The organism is Variovorax sp. V118, assembly GCF_041154445.1.
GTDB lineage: Bacteria > Pseudomonadota > Gammaproteobacteria > Burkholderiales > Burkholderiaceae_C > Variovorax > Variovorax boronicumulans.
In genome coordinates this window covers 3,723,007-3,744,431 of sequence record NZ_AP028663.1, presented here as the reverse complement: position 1 = coordinate 3,744,431, position 21,425 = coordinate 3,723,007, and the positions used below count along the sequence as shown (strand labels likewise).

The 21,425-nt window shown below is 69.2% G+C and carries 8 protein-coding genes; 7 read left to right on the top strand and 1 reads right to left on the bottom strand.

Going from position 1 to position 21,425, the window contains the following annotated elements; translation table 11 throughout:
• Positions 1 to 58: 58 nt before the first annotated feature.
• Both ACAM52_RS17435 and ACAM52_RS17430 read left to right on the top strand, forming a co-directional pair.
• The gene (locus tag ACAM52_RS17435; RefSeq protein ID WP_369644114.1) at positions 59 to 7,657 is read left to right on the top strand and encodes an OmpA family protein; all 7,599 of its coding nucleotides are present in this window, start codon (positions 59 to 61) and stop codon (positions 7,655 to 7,657) included.
• A gap of 8 nt (positions 7,658 to 7,665) precedes the next feature.
• A complete protein-coding gene (locus ACAM52_RS17430; RefSeq protein WP_369644113.1) occupies positions 7,666 to 14,835 on the top strand; it encodes a hypothetical protein in 7,170 nt (2,389 codons plus the stop codon).
• 16 nt (positions 14,836 to 14,851) lie between these two features.
• On the opposite strand, the gene ACAM52_RS17425 is transcribed toward ACAM52_RS17430, so the two are convergent.
• Positions 14,852 to 15,634, bottom strand: coding sequence for an IclR family transcriptional regulator (locus tag ACAM52_RS17425; protein WP_062481672.1), 783 nt, complete (start codon positions 15,632 to 15,634; stop codon positions 14,852 to 14,854).
• A 140-nt stretch (positions 15,635 to 15,774) separates the two neighbouring features.
• Between ACAM52_RS17425 and ACAM52_RS17420 the strand changes: the two genes are divergently transcribed.
• The 5 genes from ACAM52_RS17420 to pqqB all read left to right on the top strand — a co-directional run bounded on the left by ACAM52_RS17420 (position 15,775) and on the right by pqqB (position 21,407).
• Entirely contained in the window at positions 15,775 to 16,782 is a 1,008-nt protein-coding gene (locus tag ACAM52_RS17420) for a TRAP transporter substrate-binding protein (protein ID WP_083277155.1), read from the top strand.
• 155 nt (positions 16,783 to 16,937) lie between these two features.
• Positions 16,938 to 18,002 carry a ThuA domain-containing protein gene (locus ACAM52_RS17415; protein ID WP_369644112.1) on the top strand — a complete coding sequence of 355 codons (1,065 nt, stop codon included), beginning with the start codon at positions 16,938 to 16,940 and terminating at the stop codon, positions 18,000 to 18,002.
• A gap of 89 nt (positions 18,003 to 18,091) precedes the next feature.
• On the top strand, positions 18,092 to 20,317 hold the full coding sequence (locus ACAM52_RS17410) for a PQQ-binding-like beta-propeller repeat protein (RefSeq protein WP_369644111.1): 2,226 nt from the start codon (positions 18,092 to 18,094) through the stop codon (positions 20,315 to 20,317).
• A gap of 36 nt (positions 20,318 to 20,353) precedes the next feature.
• Positions 20,354 to 20,428: a pyrroloquinoline quinone precursor peptide PqqA gene (gene pqqA, locus ACAM52_RS17405; RefSeq protein ID WP_013539171.1), complete on the top strand. Its 75-nt coding sequence runs from the start codon at positions 20,354 to 20,356 to the stop codon at positions 20,426 to 20,428.
• Between the two features lie 58 nt (positions 20,429 to 20,486).
• Positions 20,487 to 21,407 (top strand): pyrroloquinoline quinone biosynthesis protein PqqB, encoded by a 921-nt coding sequence (gene pqqB / locus ACAM52_RS17400; protein WP_369644110.1) that lies wholly within the window; start codon positions 20,487 to 20,489, stop codon positions 21,405 to 21,407.
• Positions 21,408 to 21,425: the final 18 nt, after the last annotated feature.

Sequence of the window (21,425 nt, the reverse complement as noted above, 5' to 3'; positions counted from 1 at the left end):
GAAAAAGTTCTTTCGTTTCTTCTGATCCCCACGCGGTGATCGATCAAGGGTTCGCGGCATGCTGTTCACTTTCAATCCCAGGAGCACACACCGGCCATCGTGGCGCGGATGGGCTGCCGCGCTCGCCGCTGGCGCGGCGCTGCTGCTGGGTGGCGCCGTGCAGGAAGCGAACGCCGCACCGGCACCCGCCGGCATCGTGATCCGCAGCATCGCCACGGGCACCTACGTGCCCAACGGCCTGGCGCAGACCGAGACCATCTCGTCCAACGAAGTGATCGCCACGGTGCTGCCGGTGGAAGCACTGGTGCTCACGCAGGACCAGTCGCTGTCGCGCCCGCCTGCGAGCATCGTCACGCTGAGCCACCTGCTCACCAACACCGGCAACGTCGCCTCCACCTACACGCTGGTGCTGGCCAACAACGCCGGCGGCTGCGCGGCCGACACGCTGGATCTCTCGGCGCTTCGCGTCGTGCGGGACAGCAACAACAACGGCGTGGTCGATGCGGCCGATCCGGTGGTGCAGCTCAACGCCGCGGGCGCCCTCGCGCTCAAGCCCGGCGAGACCGCCGCACTGCTGGTGCAGGGCACGATCCCCACGGCCGCGACGGGCGTGGCCTGCGTCGGTTTGACGGCCACCACCGCGCTGCAAGGCCTCACCGCGATCAACCGCGACACCGTCACCGTCGGCAACGCCGCCGCGCTGCAGCTGGTCAAGTCGGCCAGCTATCCCGGTAACGTCATCCCCGGCCAGACGCGCATCGACTTCTCGGTCTCGGGCACCAACATCGGCGCGCAGGACGCGCAGCCCTCCAACGTCATCGCGCCCACCAACACGCCGCTGCTCGTGAACGGCGCGCCCAGCGCCTTGGTCCTCGTGCGCGACCCCGTGCCCGCCGGCACTCAGTACGTGCCCGGCACCTTGCGCACCACCGCCGCCAACGCCGTCAAGCTGTACCGCCTGGCCAACGATCCGGCGTTCAGCTACCGCACCGCCGAAGACGCCTCGGCCGTCGAAGTGGCCATCGGCATCTCCACGCCCGTGGCGCGCAACGTGTCCATCGCGATGCAGTTCGCCGTCAAGGTCAACGCCGACCAGGTGGGCGAGATCCGCAACACCGCGCACAGCCAGTACAACGACGGCACGGGCCCGGCCACCGTGCCCTCGAACACCATCGTCATCAGCTCCACCCAGGCGCGCATCGGCGTGGCCAAGGCCGCATCCACCCCGCGCGTGAACCGCAACGCCGACGGCAAGACCGACGGCACCGCCACCGTGCGCTTCAGCGTCAACGTGCGCAACTACGGCACGTCATGGCTGTACGGCGTGCAGGCCGCCGACGTGATGGAAGGCGCGGGCGCCACGCAGTTCGGCACCTACACGGCAGCCGCCGTGCCCGGCGCGAACCAGTACACCATCGTGCCCGGCTCGATCGTGATCGCGCCCGCACCCAGCGGCGGCACCGTCGCCGCCCCCAACCCCGCCTTCAAGGGCACCGCCGCCGCCTCGAACCTGCTGGCCGACGGCGCCGTGCTGCCCGTGGGCGCGCAGTTCACCGTGCAGTTCGATGCCCGCATCAACTTCACCGGCCGCACCGGCACCTTGCTGAACACCGTCAAGGCCTCGGGTGCCCTCAATGCCGGCGGCCCGGCGGTGGCCCTGGACGATTCCGTCAACGGCGACAACCCCGACGCCGACGGCGACGGCAACCCCAACAACGACACCTCGCCCACGCCGGTGTCGACCCAGCTGCCCACGCTCACGCTGACCAAGCAGGCCTCCATCGCCCGGCGCGTGTCGCCCGGCGTCTACGAGCTGGACTACACCTTCAAGGTCACCAACACCGGCGCCGTCGCCGCGCCCAACGTGCGCGTGATCGACAACCTGAACTGCACCTTCGACATGGACAAGTCGAGCGGGCAGGTCGCGTCGTGGGAACTGCTGGGCCCGCCCAAGGCCGCCAACGGCAACCTCAACGCCGCCACCGGCTTCACCGGCCGCGCCACCTGCAACCGCAGCACGCAAGACAGCGCCGACCCCTTCCAGCTGCCCACCGAAGTGGCGCTGAGCCTGACCGACGGCGCCCGCGCGCTGGCCCCGGGCCAGAGCGAGCAGATCCGCCTGAGCGTGCGCATCACCGAGAAGCCCGCCGCCATCGGCGGGCGCGTGTCGCTCACCAACAAGGCCTGGGCCGCCGCCTTCGAGCAGAACACCGTCAACGTCACGCCGACGATGCTGCTGGCCGCCACCGCCACCTCGGTGCAGTCGCTGCTGGTCGATCCGCAAGGCACGGTCTACAACGCATTGACGCGTCAACCCGTGGCTGGCGCGCTGGTCACCTACACGCGCCAGTCGTGCAGCAGCGGCACGGCCGGCCCCATCACCGCGGCCGAGATCTACGGCGCCGACTCGGGCACCTACACGCTCAACCCCAACGGCAGCATTTCGATGACCACGGGCGCCGATGGCGCCTACCAGTTCTACCTGCAGACGCCGCCCGTGACGGGCCTGTGCACGTACGCACTCTCGGTCACGCCGCCGGCAGGCAGCGGCTACGTGTACCCCTCGCAGCTCGTCCCCGTGACCGGTGGCTCGTTCACGAGTTGCGGCGCCGTCGTGCCCAGCGCCGTGCCCCCGAAGGACGCGGACCCGACCAGCTATTACTTCCAGGTGCAGGCCGGAGCCAAGCCCGATGGCACGCCGTGCGACGCCGTGCACAACCACATCCCGCTCGACCCGGGCAACATCCTGGGCCTGGTGCTGCGCAAGGACGGCAGCAAGCGGCAGGTCGAGTTCGGCGACTTCATCGACTACGCGCTCACCGTCACCAACAAGACCGGCTTCCCCGTCACCGGCGTGACCTTCAACGACACGCTGCCCCCAGGCTTCGCCTACGTGGCCAACAGCGTGCGCCTGAACGGGCAAGTGGTGCCCAACCCCGCCGGCGGTGCCGGCCCGGGCCTGATCTTCCACTACCCCACGCTGGTGGTGGCCCCCGACCAGTCGGCCATGGTGCGCTACCGCGTGCGCATCGGCGTGGGCGCGCCCACCAACGGCGACGCCATCAATCGCGCGCGCGCCACCTCGGGCCCGATCCAGTCGAACCTCGCGAACTGGACCGTGCGCGTGACGGGCGGCGTGTTCTCCGACGACGCCTTCGCCTTCGGCAAGGTGTACCTGGACTGCAAGCGCGACGGCCAACGCGACGGCAGGCAAGAGGGCGCAGACGAGATCGGCGTGCCCGGCGTGCGCCTGTACATGGAAGACGGCACCCACGTCGTCACCGACATCGAAGGCAAGTGGAGCCTGTACGGCCTCAAGCCCGTGACGCACGTGCTGCGCTTGGACCAGACCACGCTGCCGCTGGGCGCCAAGCTCGAAGTGCTCGACAACCGCAACTCGGGTACCCCCGAGAGCCGCTTCGTCGACCTGAAGAAGGGCGAGTTCCACAAGGCCAACTTCATCATCACCAACTGCGACGAGAAGAGCGTCATCGCCGACGTGGCCGCACGCCGCGCCGCCATTGCCGCGCGCCCCGACACCGAGGCCGAAGCGCAGGTGCGTCTGCGCCTGGACCCCGAAGGCAAGGTCGTGCCCGTGGGCGACGTGCGCGGCCTGCCCGCCACCGGCCAGGCCCTGGCCAGCGGCAGCACCGGCGCCGTGCAGCCCACCTCGGCGCCGCTGATCGCGCTGCCCGTGGCGCCGGCCAATGCCAGCAGCTTCGTCAGCGGCGGTGGCGGCAGCATGGGCGGCACGCTGGGCGTGCAACCCGCGATCCCCACCGGCAGCCTGTTCTCGCCGCTGAACGGCGTGCCCACCTCGGGCCTGCCGTCGTCGCCCACCAGCGGCTCGGCCACCGGCGTCGGCGCGCAGGCCATGCGCCCCATCGGCACCGGCGGCGCGATGCTCGAGCCGCGCGCCAACCCGCTGCTGCCCCAGGCAGTTCCGAGTCCCATCGAACTCGAGACCCTGCTGCCCCAGCTGGAGAACAACACGCTGGGCTTCATCGGCCTGAAGGACCGCGACACCGTCGCCGGCCAGTCGATCAACGTGCGCGTCAAGGGCACGGCCGGCACCTCGTTGCGCCTGAGCGTGAACGGCGCCGCGCTGGAAGAACGCCGCGTCGGCAAGAAGACCCAGTTGGCCTCCAAGAACATCGCCGCCTGGGAATACATCGGCGTGGCCCTGCGCCCCGGCACCAACACCCTCAAGCTCGAAGCGGTGGACGGCTTCGGCAACGTGCGCGGCAGTGCCGACGAGATCACCGTCATCGCCCCCGACAAGCTCGGCGCCATCGAGGTCGACCTGCCCGAGGTGGCGCGCGCCGACCTGCGCACGCCCGTCGTCGTCAAGGTGCGCCTGATCGACGCGGCCGGCGTGCCCGTCACCGCCCGCACGCAACTCACGCTGGAGACCGACCGCGGCCGCTGGCTCGCCGAAGACCTGAACCCGACCGAACCTGGCACGCAGGTCTTCATGGATGGCGGCGCCGCAGAGTTCCAGCTGATGCCCCCGGGCGAACCGGGCGATGCGCGCCTGCGCGTGAGCGCCGGCACCTTCGTCAAGGAAGTGCGCCTGGCGCTGCTGCCCGAGATGCGCCCCATGATCGGCGTGGGCATCGTCGAAGGCGTGCTCGACTTCACCAAGCGCGGCAAGCTGCCCATCGGCGCGATGCCCGCCGGCGCCGCCTTCGAGGCGGAACTCTCGGGCCTGAAGGACGAAGGCACCAACAGCCGCGCCAGCGGTCGCGCCGCCTTCTTCTTCAAGGGCACCGTCAAGGGCGAGTACCTGCTCACGGCCGCCTACGACTCCGACAAGACGCGCAAGGACCGCCTGTTCCGCGACATCCGCCCCGACGAGTTCTATCCGATCTACGGCGACTCCGCGGTCAAGGGCTTCGACGCCCAGAGCACGCAAAAGCTCTACGTGCGCATCGACAAGAACCGCTCCTACCTGCTGTACGGTGACTTCACCACCGCCAGCAGCACCGAGGTGCGCAACCTGAGCCAGAGCAACCGTTCGCTCACGGGCCTGAAGCACGTGTACGAGGACGAGAACGTGCGCGCCACCAGCTATGTCTCGCGCACCGCGCAGACCCAGCAGGTGGAGGAGTTCCGCGCGCTGGGCACCTCGGGCCCGTACTACCTGAGCGCCAGCAACGGCGAGTTCGTGGACAACAGCGAACAGATCGAGATCGTGGTGCGCGACCGCAACCAGCCCAACATCGTGCTGCAGCGCACGGCCGTGGCGCGCTTCGTGGACTACACGGTGGAGCCGCTCACGCGCCGCATCCTGTTCACGCACGCCATCGCCTCCATCGACGCGAACCTGAACCCGCAGTCGATCCGCGTCACCTACGAGGTCGACTCGGGCGGCCCCAAGTTCACCGTGGCCGGTACCGACGTGCAAGTGAAGGTCAGCGAGAACCTGCAGCTGGGCGTGGTGGCCTCCACCGACCAGAACCCGCAGAACAAGCGCAACCTGCAGGCGCTCACGGGCGTGGCGCGCATCGGCCAGAACACCAGCGTGGCGGCCGAGCTGGTCAAGACCGACTCCGACGACAAGGGCAACGGCCATGGCGCGCGCGTGGAAGCGCGCTACCAGGACGAGAAGCTGGCCGTGGTGGCCCTGGCGGCCAAGACCAGCAAGGGCTTCGACAACCCCGGCGCCAGCTTCTCGGCCGGCCACACCGAAGCCTCGGCGCGCGCCGAGTACCGCGTCGACCCGACCCTGGCCGTGCGCGGCGAGGTGCTCTACAGCAAGGACGCGACCCAGGTCGACGAGCGCAAGGGCGCCACGGTGAGCGTGCAGAAGAAGCTCAGCGACAAGACCGTCGCCGAGGTGGGCCTGCGTCACGGCCAGAGCAACAACGCATTGGGTTCGAGCTCGGGCTTCGACTACGGCCAGATCTCCACCTACAACGGCCAGATGGGCAGCAGCATCGGCGCCAACAGCGTGACCACGCTGGGCGCGGCCGCCGCCGCAGCCGGCGTGGACACGCAGAGCCAGACCACCGTGCGTGCACGCCTGTCCACTGAAGTGCCCGGCGTGGCCGGTGCGCAAGTCTTCGTCGAAGGCGAGCAGGACCTGAAGGACGGCAAGCGCCACGTGCTGGCCGTCGGCGGCAACTACGCCATCACCGACAAGACGCGCGTGTACGGCCGCTACGAGCTGATCTCCACGCTCAACGGCCCCTACGAGCTGGACAGCACGCAGCGCAACAACACCGGCATCGTCGGCATCGAGAGCAACTACATGGAAGGCGGTCGCGTGTACAACGAGTACCGCATCGCCGACGGCGCCGAAGGGCGCGGCGTGCAGGCGGCCATCGGGGTGCGCAACACCTTCAAGATCAACGAGCAGATCCGCGTGACCGGGGGCATCGAGCACACGCGCGACATGAGCGGCTACAGCAACAGCAAGAACACCGGCACGGGTTATGCCGGTGGGCTGGGCGAATCGACCGCCATCACCAGCGGCATCGAATACATCACCGACCGGATCAAGGCCTCGGGCGTGTATGAAGCGCGCCGGGGTGATGATGCGAACACGCGCCTGTTCAGCGCCGGCTTCGGCTTCAAGCTCGATCCGTCCTGGAGCCTGCTGGCGCGCAGCATCGTGAGCGACAGCGAAGGCCAGGGCGCCAACGCGGGCAACGAGCGCCACCTGCAGCGCCACCAGATCGGCATCGCCTACCGGCCGGTGGACGACGACACCTGGAACGCGCTGGCACGCTACGAGCGCCGCTCCGAGCGCGTGGTGGGCGCGGGCAATGCGGCCGGCGCGCTGCAGGGCAGCAGCGTCTTTGGCGCCGACAACGGCGCCAGCCTGCCGGGCAAGACCAGCGCGGACATCGTCTCGGCGCACGTCAACTACAACCCCGAGCCGGGCAAGGCGGTGATGGCGCGCTACGCCTTCAAGCTCAGCCGCGCTGACGACGGCACGCTGGCCAGCAAGTACTGGGCGCACCTGGTGCAGGCGCGCTACACGCAGGACATCAACCAGGACTGGGACTTCGGCGTGCAGGCCGGCCTGCTGTACGGCAAGGGCGGCGCGCTGCAGAAGACCTTCGGCGTCGAGGTGGGCTACCAGGTGCAGAAGAACATGTGGGTGTCGGCGGGCTACAACTTCGTGGGCCTGAACGACCGCGACCTGACGGCCAACGAGTACACGAGCAAGGGCGCTTATGTGCGGCTGCGCTTCAAGTTCGACGAGACGCACCTGGGCTTCGCTTCGACGGGGGAGACGAACACGGCCAAGGCTGCGAAGGCCGAGAAGGTGGCTGCGGATGCGCCCGAAGTGGCGCCGCTTCCGATGCGCACGGTGTTGCAGGCCGAGGCGCTGTTCGAGCCCGCCAAGTCCTTCATCAAGCCGCAGGCGCACGACACGCTGAACACGCTGGCCGCGCAGATCAAGGCGACCGAGGCGCAGGTGGTGATCCACATCAGCCACTCGGACGCGCAAGGCAGCGCTGACGACCGCATGCAGCTGGTCGCGCAGCGGACCAACGCGGTGCGCAGCTACCTGATCGGGCGCGGCGTCGACGTGCTGCGCCTGCGCACCGATACCAAAGAAGACACGCAGCCTGTCGCAGGCGATGACAGCAGCGCCAAGAGCCGCTGGGTCGTGATCGCCGCGGCCGCACAAGAAACCCGCTGAACGAGACCATGATGCAAAGCAGAACGAGAAACGAAGCGGGCGGGATGGCGCGGCTCGGCGGGGTGTTGAAGGGCGTGCTTGCCGCGACGGCCTTGTGGCTGTTTGCCATGCCGGGTGCGCAGGCTGCAGTCGCTACGTGCACGCCGCAGTCGGGCTACAACACCTGCGTGGCGTTCACTTACGCGGGTTCGGCGCAGACCTTCACGGTGCCCGCAGGCGTGTCTTCGGTGCGCGCCACGATGTGGGGTGGTGGTGGTGGCGGCTCGCTGGCGGCAGGCGGCAACTCGGCCAACGGGGGCGCCGGCGGCTTTGCCGACGGCACCGTGTCGGTCACGCCTGGCACCGCGATGGCGGTGACGGTGGGGCAGGGCGGGCAGAACGGTGGCACCGGCTCGACCTACGGCCGCGGCGGTGGTGGTGGCACTGGCGCGAACGCGGGCGTCGCCGGCTCTTCCGGCGGTGGCATGAGTGCACTGTGGAATGGCAGCACGGAGTTTTCGGCAGCCGCCGCACGACTGATCGCAGGCGGCGGTGGCGGCAGCGCGTTCTGGACCGACGTCGGCAGCCCGGTGCCGGGCGGCGGCGGTGGCGCCAACGGTGGCTCGTCCTCCGGCACGGGCGGACGAGGCGGTACCCAGGCCGCCGGCGGCGCGCGCGGCACCCCGAGTGCGGGGACCGTCGCAGCCACCTGTCCGGCTGGCACTGACGGCAGCGCCTTGCAGGGCGGCACCGGGTGCTCGGCGGTCGGTGGCACCCCCGTCCAGTACGAGGGCGGCGGCGGCGGTGGCGGCGGCTGGTTCGGCGGCGGCGGCGGCATGGCCCAGTGCAGCAACACGCCCAATCCCGTCTCGGTCAACTGTTCCTACAACGGACCGGGCGGTGGCGGCTCGGGCTTCATCGGCACGGGCGTGACCGGCGGCGTGCTCACTGCAGGGGCCAACGGGAGCTACTCGGCGACTTCCGATCCGGGCAACACGAGTGCGCCCTACCAGTCGGGTGTCGGCGTGGGCGGGTCGCGCAGTTCGTTGACCGGGGACACCGGCGGCAACGGCCTCGTCGTCATCCAGTTCAACGTGGTCAGGCTGCAGCTCGCGAAGGCCTGGTCGGCCGGCAGCAACACCGGCGACGTGGCGAGCATTGGCGCCTCCACGGGCGGGACCAACTTCTTCGGCGCCAGCAACACCTCGGCCTTCACCTCGACGGCGTCCACTGCCGCCTCCAGCTCCGTCGTGGGCGTGAACATCGGCAACGTCATCACGCTGCCCGCCGAAACACTGACCACCGGCACGCTGGCGAACTACAACACCGTGCTGTCATGCACCGTGAATAGCGGCACGATGGCCAGCACGTTGAGCGGCACCAACGGACAGGTATCGAACACGCTGACGATCGCCCTCGGTGACATCGGCAAGGACATCGTCTGTACCTACACCAACACGCGCAAGACCGCGACCTTGCAGCTGGCCAAGTCGTGGAACCCCATCAGCGTGACGGGCAACGTGGCGAACATCGGCGCCACCACGGGCGGCGCGGCGAACACCGTGGCGTTCTCGTCGACGGCGCCGACGGCCAACACCAGCGCGACCGTGACCGTCGCGGCCGGCAACACGATCACCTTCCCCGCGGAAACCATGAACGGCGGCGTGCTGCCGAACTACACGACCGTGCTGTCGTGTACCGCCGGTGGCGGGGCGACTGCCAACAGCCTGAGCGGCACCAACGGCCAGGCGACCAACACGCTGCAGATCGGCGCGGGCGACGCGGGCAAGGCCATCGTTTGTACCTACACCAACACGCCGAAGACTTCCACGCTGCAGCTGGTCAAGTCGTGGGGCGCCAACAGCCTCACGGGCAACGTGGCGAGCATTCCCGCCTCCACGGGCGGCACCAACAACACCACGGCCTTCACGGCCACGGCCCCCACGGGCGCGAACAGCGGCACCGCCGTGACCGTGGCCACGGGCAACACGATCACGCTGCCGGCCGAGACGATGTCGCCGGGCACGCTGGCGAACTACAACACCGTGTTGGCGTGTACCGCCGGCGGCGGTGCCACGGCCAATGCGCTCAGCGGCACCAACGGACAGAACAGCAACACGCTGCTGGTCGGCGCGGGCGACGCGGGCAAGGCCATCGTCTGTACCTACACCAACACGCCGAAAACGGCGACGCTGCAGATCGCCAAGGCCTGGGGCGCGAACAGCATCGCCGGCAACGTGGCGAGCCTGGGCGCGAGCACGGGCGGCGCGAACAACACCGCCGCCTTCACGGCGACGGCGCCCGCGGGCGCCAACAGCGGCGCGGCCGTGACCGTGGTCGCCGGCAACACCATCACCTTCCCCGCGGAAACGATGCCGACGGGGACGCTGGCGAACTACAACACCGTGCTGGCCTGTACGGCCGGCGGCGGCGCCACGGCCAACGCGCTGAGCGGCACCAACGGGCAGGCCACCAATACTTTGCTGATCGGCCCGGCCGATGCGGGCAAGGCGATCCTGTGTACCTACACCAACACGCCGAAGACGGCCACGCTGCAACTGACCAAGTCCTGGGGCGCCGGCGCCATCAGCGGCAACGTCGCGAGCATCGGCGCGAGCACGGGCGGCGCGAGCAACACCACGGCGTTCACGGCGACCGCGCCCACGGCGGGCAACAGCAGCACGGTGAACGTGGTGGCGGGCAACACCATCACGCTGCCGGCCGAGACGATGCCCACGGGTTCGCTCGCGAGCTACAACACGGTGCTGTCGTGTACGGCAGGGGGCGGCGCCACGGCCAACGCGCTGAGTGGCACCAACGGGCAGAACAGCAACACGCTGCTGATCGGTGCAACCGACGCGGGCAAGGCCATCGTCTGTACCTACACCAACACCGGCAAGCCCGCGACCCTGACCCTCGCCAAGCGTTCGCTCGGCGGCGTGGCCGGCTTCGACTTCACGGGCACCAACGGCGTGGCGGCGCACACCATCACCACCACCGTGGCCGGCACGGCCGTCAACGGGCCGCTGCAGACGCTGACCGCGACGGGCACGGCGACCACCTTCACCGAAACCTACACGCCGGCCGCGGGCGTGCCCGACTACGTGATCACCGACGTCAGCTGCACGGGCATGGGCAGCGGCGGCACGGTGACGCGCGGGACCGCGCAGAACACGAACCAGTTCACGCTGAACGCCGCGGCGACGGTGGCGGGATCGAACATCGTCTGTACCGTCACCAACGCCAAGGCGCCGACGGTGCAGCTGCGCAAGAAGTGGGTCAACGCGCTGGTCAACGACGCCTTCACGCTGACCGCGTCGGGCACGGTGCACCCGAACCACAACATCGGCTACGCCTTCAACCTGCAGGCCACGGCCAACACGCCCAACGAGACCGACACCGGCGGCGCGCAGCGCGTGGCGGTGGGCGACACCGTGACGCTGTCGGAGACGCCGTTCGGCACCAACGCCGGCTCGTACACCGCCAGCGCCTGGAGCTGCACCGGCGGCGGCTCGCTCAGCGGCAACCTGCTGACCCTGGGCAACGCCGATGCGGGCCTGCCGATCATTTGCGAGATCACCAACACCGCGAAGACGGCGACCGTCACGCTGGCCAAGACCTGGTCGGGCGCGATCGTCAACGACGCCGTGAGCGTCACCGGCACGGGCCTCACCACGCTGGCCTCGGTGGCCAACACGGCGGCCGAAACCGACACCGGCACCGCGCAGGCCGTGCCCGTGGGCAGCGTCATCACGCTGGCCGAGAGCTTCACCACCGGCAGCGCCGCCAACTACACGAGCGCGCTGAGCTGCACCGGCACCAGCGGGCTGTCGGGCAACACGCTGACGGTGGGCGCGGCCGACACGGCCATCGTCTGTACCTACGCCAACACGCGCAAGACGGCGGCGGTGACCTTGTCCAAGAGCTGGAGCGGCGCCATCGCCGGCGACAAGGTCAACCTGACGGTCAGCGGCAGCGCCGCCGAAGTGACGGGCGCGACCGCCGGCACGTCCACCGCGCCGGCCACCACCACCAACGCCACGGCCACCGCGGCCAGCGGCGCCACGGTGACGCTGGCCGAAGCCTTCACCACCGGCAACGCCGCCAACTACACCACGACGCTGGCCTGTACCAAGGTGTCGGACGGCAGCGCGGTGACGGTGAGCGGCAGCGGCCTGAGCCGCAGCTTCACCATGCCGTCGGACAGCGCGGTGAACTGCGCCTACACCAACACGCGCAGGACCGCGACGCTGCAACTGGCCAAGGCCTGGAGCGCCGGCAGCACCACCGGCAACGTGGCGAGCATCGGCGCGACCACGGGCGGCGCGAACAACACCGCCGCGTTCACGGCGACGGCGCCGACGGCGGGCACCAGCGGCACCGCGGTGTCGGTGGCCGCGGGCGACACGCTCACCTTCCCGGCCGAGACGATGACCACGGGCACGCTGGCGAACTACACCACCGTGCTGTCGTGTACCGCCGATGCCGGCGCCACGGCCAACACGCTCAGCGGCACCAACGGCCAGGCCAGCAACACGCTGGTGGTCGGCGCGGGCGACGCGGGCAAGGCCATCGTCTGTACCTACACCAACACGCCGAAGACGGCCACGCTGCAGATCGCCAAGGCCTGGGGTGCGAACAGCATCGCCGGCAACGTGGCGAGCATCGGCGCGAGCACGGGCGGGTCGAGCAACACCACGGCCTTCACCGCGACGGCGCCCACGGGCGCCAACAGCGGCACGGCCGTGACCGTGCAGGCCGGCAACACCATCACGCTGCCGGCCGAGACGATGGCGCCGGGCACGCTCGCCAACTACACCACGGTGCTGGCCTGTACGGCCGGCGGCGGCGCCACGGCCAATGCGCTCAGCGGCACCAACGGGCAGAACAGCAACACGCTGCTGGTCGGCGCGGGCGACGCGGGCAAGGCGATCGTCTGTACCTACACCAACACGCCCAAGACCGTCACCGTGCAGCTGCGCAAGGCCTGGAGCGCGGACAGCACGAACGGCGACGTGGCCAGCATCGGCGCCACCTCGGGCGGCAGCAGCAACACGTCGGCGTTCACCGCGACGGCACCCACCGCCGGCAACAGCGGCGCGGCGGTGTCGATGGTCGTCGGCGGCACGCTCACGCTGCCGGCCGAGACGATGACCACCGGCTCGCTCGCGAACTACAGCACGGTGCTCGCCTGTACCGCCGACGGCGGCGCCACCACCAACCCGCTGAGCGGCACCAACGGCCAGGCGAGCAACACTCTGGCGATTGCCGCGGCCGACGCCGGCAAGGCCATCGTCTGTACCTACACCAACACGAAGAAGACGGTCACCCTGCAGGTGCGCAAGGCCTGGGGCGCGAACAGCGAGACGGGCAACGTCGCCAGCATCGGCGCGACCATGGGCGCGACCAACAACACGGCCGCGTTCACCGCGACCGCACCCACGGCCGGCAACAGCGGTGCGGCGGTGGTGGCGGCCGTGGGCAACACCATCACCTTCCCTGCGGAAACGATGACGACGGGCACGCTGGCCAACTACACGACCGTGCTGTCGTGTACCGCCGACGGCGGCGCCACGGCCAACGCCTTGAGCGGCACCAACGGCCAGGCCAGCAACACGCTGGTGATCGGCGCGGGCGACGCCGGCAAGGCCATCGTCTGTACCTACAGCAACAACCGCCTGCCGACGGTGCAGATCCGCAAGCAGGCGCTGGGCGGCACGGGCACCTTCGCGTTCAGCGGCACCAACGGCTTCGGCTCGGACAGCATCAACGTCTCGGTGGCGGGCTCGACGGTGGTGGGCACCATCAAGACGCTCACCACGGCCAACACCCAGACGGTGCTGACCGAAGTCGCGGCCTCGATGCCCGGCGGCTTCGCGTTCTCGGGCGCGACCTGCACGGGCCTGGCGGGCGGGGCGACGGCGGCCGTCGACCTGGTGGCGGGCACCGTCACACTGCCCGCGGCCGGGCTGACGAACGGCACGGCGGTGGTTTGTACCTTCACCAACACGCTCGCGGCGATCGTGAGCGGCCGCGTGTTCCTGGACAACGGCGTGGGCGGCGGCACGGCCAACGACGGCCTCGTCAACGGCGGCGAGGGTCCGCTGTCGGGCGTGAGCGTGCGGCTGACCAACTGCGGCGCCACCGTGTATGCGAGCGCGCTCACGGACGCGTCGGGTGCCTACAGCCTGAGCGTGCCGGCCGGCACGGCCACGGGCTCCGCGATGTGCGTGGAAGAAACCAACCCCGGCACGCGCGTGTCGACCGGCGCCTCGGTGGGCAACGTCGCGCTGCCCTCGGGCTCGGCGGTGGCCGCGGCCGGTGGCACCTACACCTACACGCGCACCGGCACGCCCGACCGCATCGCCTTCAGCTGGAACGGCACGGGCCACGCCAACCTGAACTTCGGCGACGTCGACAACAGCGCCTTCGCGACCGACGGCGCCAAGACCGGCCTGCCGGGCAGCACCGTGACCTACGCCCACACCTTCACGGCCGGCACGGCAGGGCAGGTGCGCTTCAGCGTGGCGAGCGAGACGGCCACGCCGGCCATCACCGGCTGGACGACGAAGGTCTTCGCGGATGTGGGTTGCACCGGCAGCCTGCAGCCCGGCGCCGCGCAGCTGTACCCGCCGAGCGCGGCGGCCACGCCCGTGGCCTTCGCGGGCAAGGTCTGCGTGATCGTGCAGGAGTTCATTCCCGCCACGGCGCCGCTGGGCTCGAACAACAAGGCGACGATCCGCGCCGACTTCACCTACACCAATGCGAGCCCGTCACTCAGCGGCAGTTTCACGCTGGACGACCTCACGACGGTGTCGGGCGTGGCGCTGGAGCTGAAGAAGGAAGTGCGCAACATCACGCAAAGCGGCACCTTCGGCGTCAACAACCAGGCCAAGTCGGGCGAGACGCTCGAGTACCGCATCACCTACACGAACAACGGCGACGCGCCGATCCGCAGCATGGTCGTGAACGACATGACGCCGGGCTACACGACCTTCGTGAGTGCGACGACGGGCACCACGCCGGCGTCGCTCACGGGCTGCGTCAAGACCACGCCGGCGAACGCGCCGCCTGCGGGCGCGGTGGCCTGCACCACCGTTCAACCCGCAGGGGGCACGGGCGCGATCGACTGGCGCTTCACGGGCACGGTCGAGCCGGGTGGCACGGGCTTCGTGCTGTTCCAGGTGAAGGTGGACTGAAGACCTGGCAGGGCCTTCAGGCCCGGCGCTTGAACAGTGCGGACGCGCCGCTGGCCCGCGCCACGTCGTCCGCCGCGGCCAGCAGCTGCGGGCCCAGCGCGAGCATGCGTTCTTCCGTGAGCCGCACCAGCGGCCCCGCGATGGTGATGACGCCGATCACGCCGCCGTGCGCACCGCGCACCGGCGCGGCCATGGCCGTCATCGCGGGGGCGAACACCTCGTTGATCATCGAGAAACCGCGCTTGCGTGTGGCGCGCAGGAAAACGAGCAGCGCCTTCACGGTGGTCGGCGCCTTGGGGCCGAAGTCTTCCGGCTGGCCGAAGCCCTGCTTCGCGACGAGCTGCAGCGCCTGTTCGTCCGTCATGGTCGAGAGCCATGCGTGGCCCGCGGAGCTGCATGAGAGGTTCACCGACAGGCCCATGTCCGGGTCGTAACGCAGCCCGCGCGTGGCGCCTTGCGCCTTCGCGACGAAGGTGAGCTCGTCGCCGTCGACCACCGCCAGCCGCACCAGTTCGCCCGATGCGACCGCGAGCCGGTCGAGCAGCGGCTGCGCCACGTCGACGATGCCGCTGTTGCTCAAGAAGCTCAGGCCCAGCGACACCAGCTTGATGGTCAGCATGTAGTCGCCATGGCTCTGGTCCTGCCGCACATAGCCGTAGCGCACCAGTTCGCTCAGCAGGCGGTGGGTGGCGCTCAACGGCATTTCCAGCTCGGCAGAAAGCGCGGAAAGCGCACGGCCCTCGGGGTGGCCGGAGAGGTGTTCGAGCACCTTGAAGCTGCGTTCGAGTATGGCTGTCATGAGACGACTCTAGCATTTTGCCAAGTGTTTTCACTAGTAGAAAGATTTTCCACTAAATCGATAAGATCGCGCCGCCAGGAGTCGGAGCGCGTGTGAAGCGCCCCGGCATGGACCGCTCAATCGCACGCTGGAGAACAACTTTGAGAACGCTTTACCGCTCGCTGGCCACCGCCGGCCTTGCCCTCGCCCTGGTCGTTCCTGCTGTTGCGCAAGCGCAGCAGGAGCGCGTGATCCGCTTCGGCCACCTGAACAACGCCGACCATCCCGTGAGCTTCGGCGTCAAGCGCTTTGCCGAACTCCTGTCGGCCAAGAGCGGCGGCAAGATGAAGGTCCAGGAGTTCCCCGCCTCGCAGCTGGGTAACGAGATGCAGCAGCAGTCGGCCCTGCAGGGCGGCGTGCAGCAGATGTCGGCGCCGGCCACCACGTCGCTCGCAGGCATCGTCAAGGAGTTCGGCCTCGTCGACTTCCCCTTCTCGGTGAACAACTTCGCGCAGGCCGATGCGCTGCTCGACGGGCCCCTGGGACAAGCCCTCATCGCCAAGCTCCCCGAGAAGGGCCTCGTGGCCCTGGGCTACTGGGACCTGGGCTTTCGCAACGTCACCAACAGCAAGCGCCCCATCGCCAAGCCTGAAGACCTCGAAGGTCTGAAGATCCGCGTGATCCCCAACCCCGTGTTCCTCGAAACCTTCAAGGCCTTCAAGGCCAACCCGGTGCCGATGCCCTTCGCCGAGCTGTACGGCGCCCTCGAAGCCAAGGCAGTCGATGGCCAGGAGAACCCCTATGCGGTGATCCTGTCGAACAAGTTCTACGAAGTGCAGAAGTTCGTGAGCGCCACCAACCACGTGTACGCCGCCAACATCGTGCTGGTGAGCAAGAAGTTCTGGGACTCGCTCACGCCCGCCGAGCAGAAGATGATGAACGACGCGGCCAACGAGGCGCGCGGCTACCAGCGGCAAGTGAGCCGCGCTGCAGCACAGAAGGCCGTGGGCGACCTGCAGGCCAAGGGCGCACAGTTCAACGAACTCAGCGCCGCGGAACAAAAGCGCATGCGAGACATCGCCAAGCCCGTCGTCGACAAGTTCGCCGCCCAGTACGACCCCGCCATCGTCAAGCTCTACAACGACGAACTCGTGCGCATCCGCAAGTAGCGCGTCCCCACGGCCGACGACGAATTCCTTCTTCGTTCCCGCCGGCAATTTCCGTCACTCCCACGTCTGCGCCTGCCGCCACCCGCGGCGCAGCGACACGTGCTGGGCGCGTGCGCCCGTCCGATTCCGCCATTGACCACCAAGAGGAGACTCCGTTGACACATCCCAGATCCATTCCCTTCGGACTTGCATCGGCCGCTGCGCTCGCACTGGCATTGAGTGCCTGCGGTGGAGGCGACGGCGGCGGCGGGGCGGCCTTGCCGTTCCTGCCCGTGGCGCCCGCGCCCGCTGCATCGGCACCGCCGCCCGCACCGACCGACGAAGTGCCAGCCACGCCCACCGAGCCGGTGGCCGAGGTCGACGACAGCTTCGACGAGTACTACAACGTCTGCCGCGGCACCAACCCCAAGTGCTACAACGACTGGGGCGCCTTCGCCAGCACGCCCGACCGCGTGCTGATCTACTCGCGCACCGCCGGCCCGCGCCATGCCGTGCTCGGCACGCCGATGGCGGCCGGCCTGAACCCGACGATGAACACCGACAACGTGATGCAGGCAGGCCTCGTGCGCATGCTGTCGGCCGAGGGCATCACGGTCGACTGGACCGAGGACGTGGCCGTGCTGGGCAGCCGCATCAACAACTACAAGGCGATCATCTTCGCGAGCTCGAACCGCGACACCTTGTGGAACGGCGCCGTGAGCACCAGCCAGGATGCCGCGCGCACCGCACTGCGCAACTACATGCGCCGCGGTGGCGGCTTCGTCGGCCTGCACAACGCCTTCGGCGCGGAATACAACTGGCCCTACTACGAAGGCCTGCTGGGCAACGCGAACTTCTACAACCACGGACCGAACCGCGCGGGCGACGTCGAGATCGTCTCGGACGACCCTTCGACGAAGGACGTGCCCAAGCGCTTCTCGTTCCAGGACGAGTGGTACAACCTGATGCCCTTCCCGACGAAGGTGAAGTTCCTGGCCAAGGTCGACACCTCGACGCTGAAGCCGCTCACCTCCGCGCCGCATCCCGGCCACGCCGACTTCCATCCGGTCGCCTGGTGCCAGTACTACGACGGCGGTCGCGCATGGCTCACGACCCTCGGGCACAACGCGCACTCGTTCACCGCCGACCTGTCGGGCGTGGGCGCGATCGAGTTCCAGAAGCTCGTCGTGCAAGGCGTGAAGTCGGCGATGGGGCTGACACCTTTCTGCACCACCGAGTAACCACGACCTCCCGGGGCCGGTGCGGCGCCGTGCGCGCCACCGGTCGTTTCGAACATCCCTGTTCCAACGTTCACCGAGTAGAGACATCCATGAAGAAAAAATCATTGGTCACGCTGCTGATCTCGTGCGGCGTGCTTGCATCGCCGTTGCTGATCACCGCCTGTGGCGGCTCCAGCGGCGGTGGCGGCACGCCCGTGCTGCCCGTCGTGCCGGCCCCTGCGCCGTCGCCGTCTGCCGGCACTCCGCCGCCCGCATCGCCACCGGCCGCCGCCACACCCGCGGCCGACCTGTCGGACTGCTGCACCGCCGGCGACAAGGACTTTCCGAAGGTCGGCGGCAACCTGGGCAACCAGAACTATTCGAGCCTGCGCAAGATCAACAAGGGCCTGGTCACGCAACTCGGTGGTGCCTGGGTCAACCAGATCGAAGGCGGCATGACCACCGGCAACAACCAGAGCACCACCGTCGTCGTCGACGGCGTGCTCTACATCGAGTCCGCACTGGGCAACGTGGTCGCGGTGGACGGCAAGACCGGTGTGACCAAGTGGAAGTGGACCACGCCCTACGGCGGCATCACCCGCCGCGGCGTGGCCGTCGCCAAAGACCTGGGCCTGGTGTTCACCGTGGCCACCGGCAATCGCCTCGTGGCACTGCGCACCGACACCGGCGCCGTCGAGTGGATCAAGCAGTACCCGACCAGCAGCACCGACCCCGACTACAAGGGCGCGCTGCAGAAGGTCGCGCTGGTCTACCACGACAAGCGCCTGTACCTGGGCACCAACGATGGCAACCGCGGCGCCGCGTTCTCGGCCGACGCACTCACCGGCAAGGTGCTGACCACCTTCTGGGGCGTGCCCCGCGCGGGCGAACTCGGCTACGACACCTGGGGCGGCGCACCCGACACGGCACGCACCGGCGCCACGCCGTGGATTCATCCCGCGGTCGATCCCGAGCTGGGCCTGGTGTACTGGACCTTCGGCAACGTGCGCGGCGGCTCGTCGCAAGACGGCTCCTCGCGCCCGGGCCAGAACCTGTTCGCCAACTCCATCGTCGCGCTCGACCTGAAGAGCGGCGAGTACAAGTGGCACTTCCAGTCGGTGCACCACGACATCTGGGACATGGACAACGTGATGTCGCCGGTGCTCGCCGATGTGAAGATCGACGGCAAGGACCGCAAGGTCGTCATCTACGGCAGCAAGACGGGCATGTACTACATCCTCGATCGCAAGGACGGCAGCGCGCCGCTGGGCATCGACGAAGTGCCCGTGAAGCAGGACGCCCGCCAGGCCAGCTGGCCCACGCAGCCCCTGCCGCGCCAGGGCGCCTGGACCGAGACCTGCATCGTCGACCAGCCGCTGGGCACGGCCATTCCGGGCGACCCGAACCGCGCGGTGCCCAACTACACGAAGGGCTGCCTGTACGACGCGCACTGGGACGTGCCGATCCTGTCCATCCCGGGCCACGGCGGCGGTGCCAACTGGAACCACCAGTCCTTCAGCCAGCGCACGGGCCTGGTCTACACGGGCATGGGCTACGTGTCGGCGGCGCACTCGCTCAGCGAGTCGAGCAACGGCCTGCGCCCGCCGGGCACCTACATGACCGGGGCGGTCGTGGCGGTCGACCCGAGCACCAACCTCGTCAAATGGAAGAAGCCGCTGCCGTACTCGGTGGCGCACGGCAACGGTATCCTGAGCACGGCCTCCGACCTGCTGTTCATCGGGCAGCCCGACGGCAACCTGCTGGCGCTCGATGCGCAGGACGGCACCGAGCTGTGGCGCTTCCAGACCGGCGCGGCGATCAGCGCGAGCCCGGTCTCCTACGAGATCGACGGCGAGCAGTACATCGCGGTGTTCTCGGGCGGCACCAGCATTCCGTACGGCGACTCGGCCCCGCGCGGCGACCGGCTGTGGGCCTTCAAGGTCGGCGGCGCGGTGACCGCGGCCGCTACGCCGACACCGCCCGTGGTGCGTCGGCCCGTGTCGGGCGCGGCGGTGGAGGGCGCGGCACTGCCGACGCCGAACACCGTGTTCCTGGCGCGCGTGCAGACGCCGACGAACGAACCGGGCGCGACCGAGTCGACGGCCGTCAATGCCATGACGCCGACCTTCATGCGCGTGCCCGTCAACACCGCCGTGACCTTCACCAACCCCGCAGCCAACGCCAACACCCACTGCGCCACGCAGTTCTTCGAAGGGCGGTTCAATTTCAGGCTGAACCCGGGCCAGTCGCAGACCCACACCTTTGACACGCCGGGCGAATACTTTTACAACGACTGCCATAGCCCGCGCCCGACGGGAAAGATCGTCGTCTATTGATATGTCCTCAACCCCAACCACTGAAGGAGCAATGCGATGAAATGGTGCAAGCCTGAGTTCGAAGAAATGCGTTTCGGTTTCGAAATCACGATGTACATCTCCGCTCGCTGAGCGCGCAGACCCACGGCACCGGCCTTGCGCCGGTGCCGTGTTTTTTTGTTGGGCCCCCATGAAGATTCTGGTGCTGGGTTCGGGAGCGGGCGGTGGCTTCCCTCAATGGAATTGCAATTGCCGCCTGTGCGCCGGCCAGCGAAGCGGGCAGGTGCGGGCCATGCCCCGCACGCAGAGTTCGATCGCCGTGTCGGCCGATGGCGAACGCTGGATTCTGCTGAATGCCTCCCCCGACCTCGGCGCGCAACTGCGCGCCTCGCCGGCCCTGTGGCCGCGCCACGGACTGCGCCATTCGCCGATCGAGGCGGTGGTGCTGATGGACTCTCAAATCGACCACGTCGCAGGCCTGCTGAGCCTGCGCGAAGGGCAGCGGCTGCAGCTGTACTGCACGCCCGAGGCCCATGACGACCTCAGCGGCAGCCTGCCGCTGCTGCGCACGCTCGACAGCTACTGCGGCGTGACCTGGCACCCGTTGTCGCTCGAGGCCGGCGGCGGTGCCTGGCACGACATCGCCGGCCTGCGGCTGCAGGCCGTGCCGGTGCCCGGCAAGGCGCCGCCGTATTCGCCGCGCCGCCAGACCGAGGCGCGCAGCGAGAACGCCGCGGTGCTCATCGAAGACCCCGCCACCGGCAAGCGCCTGCTCTACGCGCCGGGCCTGGCGCAGGTCGGCGAGGCCGAGCGCCGCAGCCTCGACGCCTGCGACTGCGTGCTCGTCGACGGCACCTTCTGGACCGAAGACGAGATGGTCACGGCCGGGCTCGGCAAGAAGCACGCGGCCGACATGGGCCACCTGCCGCAGTGCGACGGGCCGCACGGCCCCGGCATGCTGCAGGCGCTCGACGCCTGCGCAGCGCGGCGCAAGGTGCTCATCCACATCAACAACAGCAACCCCATCCTGGACGAAGACGGGCCACAGCGTGCGCAGCTCGTGCGCCGCGGCATCGAGGTCGCGTTCGACGGCATGGCCCTGGAGATCTGAACACGTGACCCAAGAGAC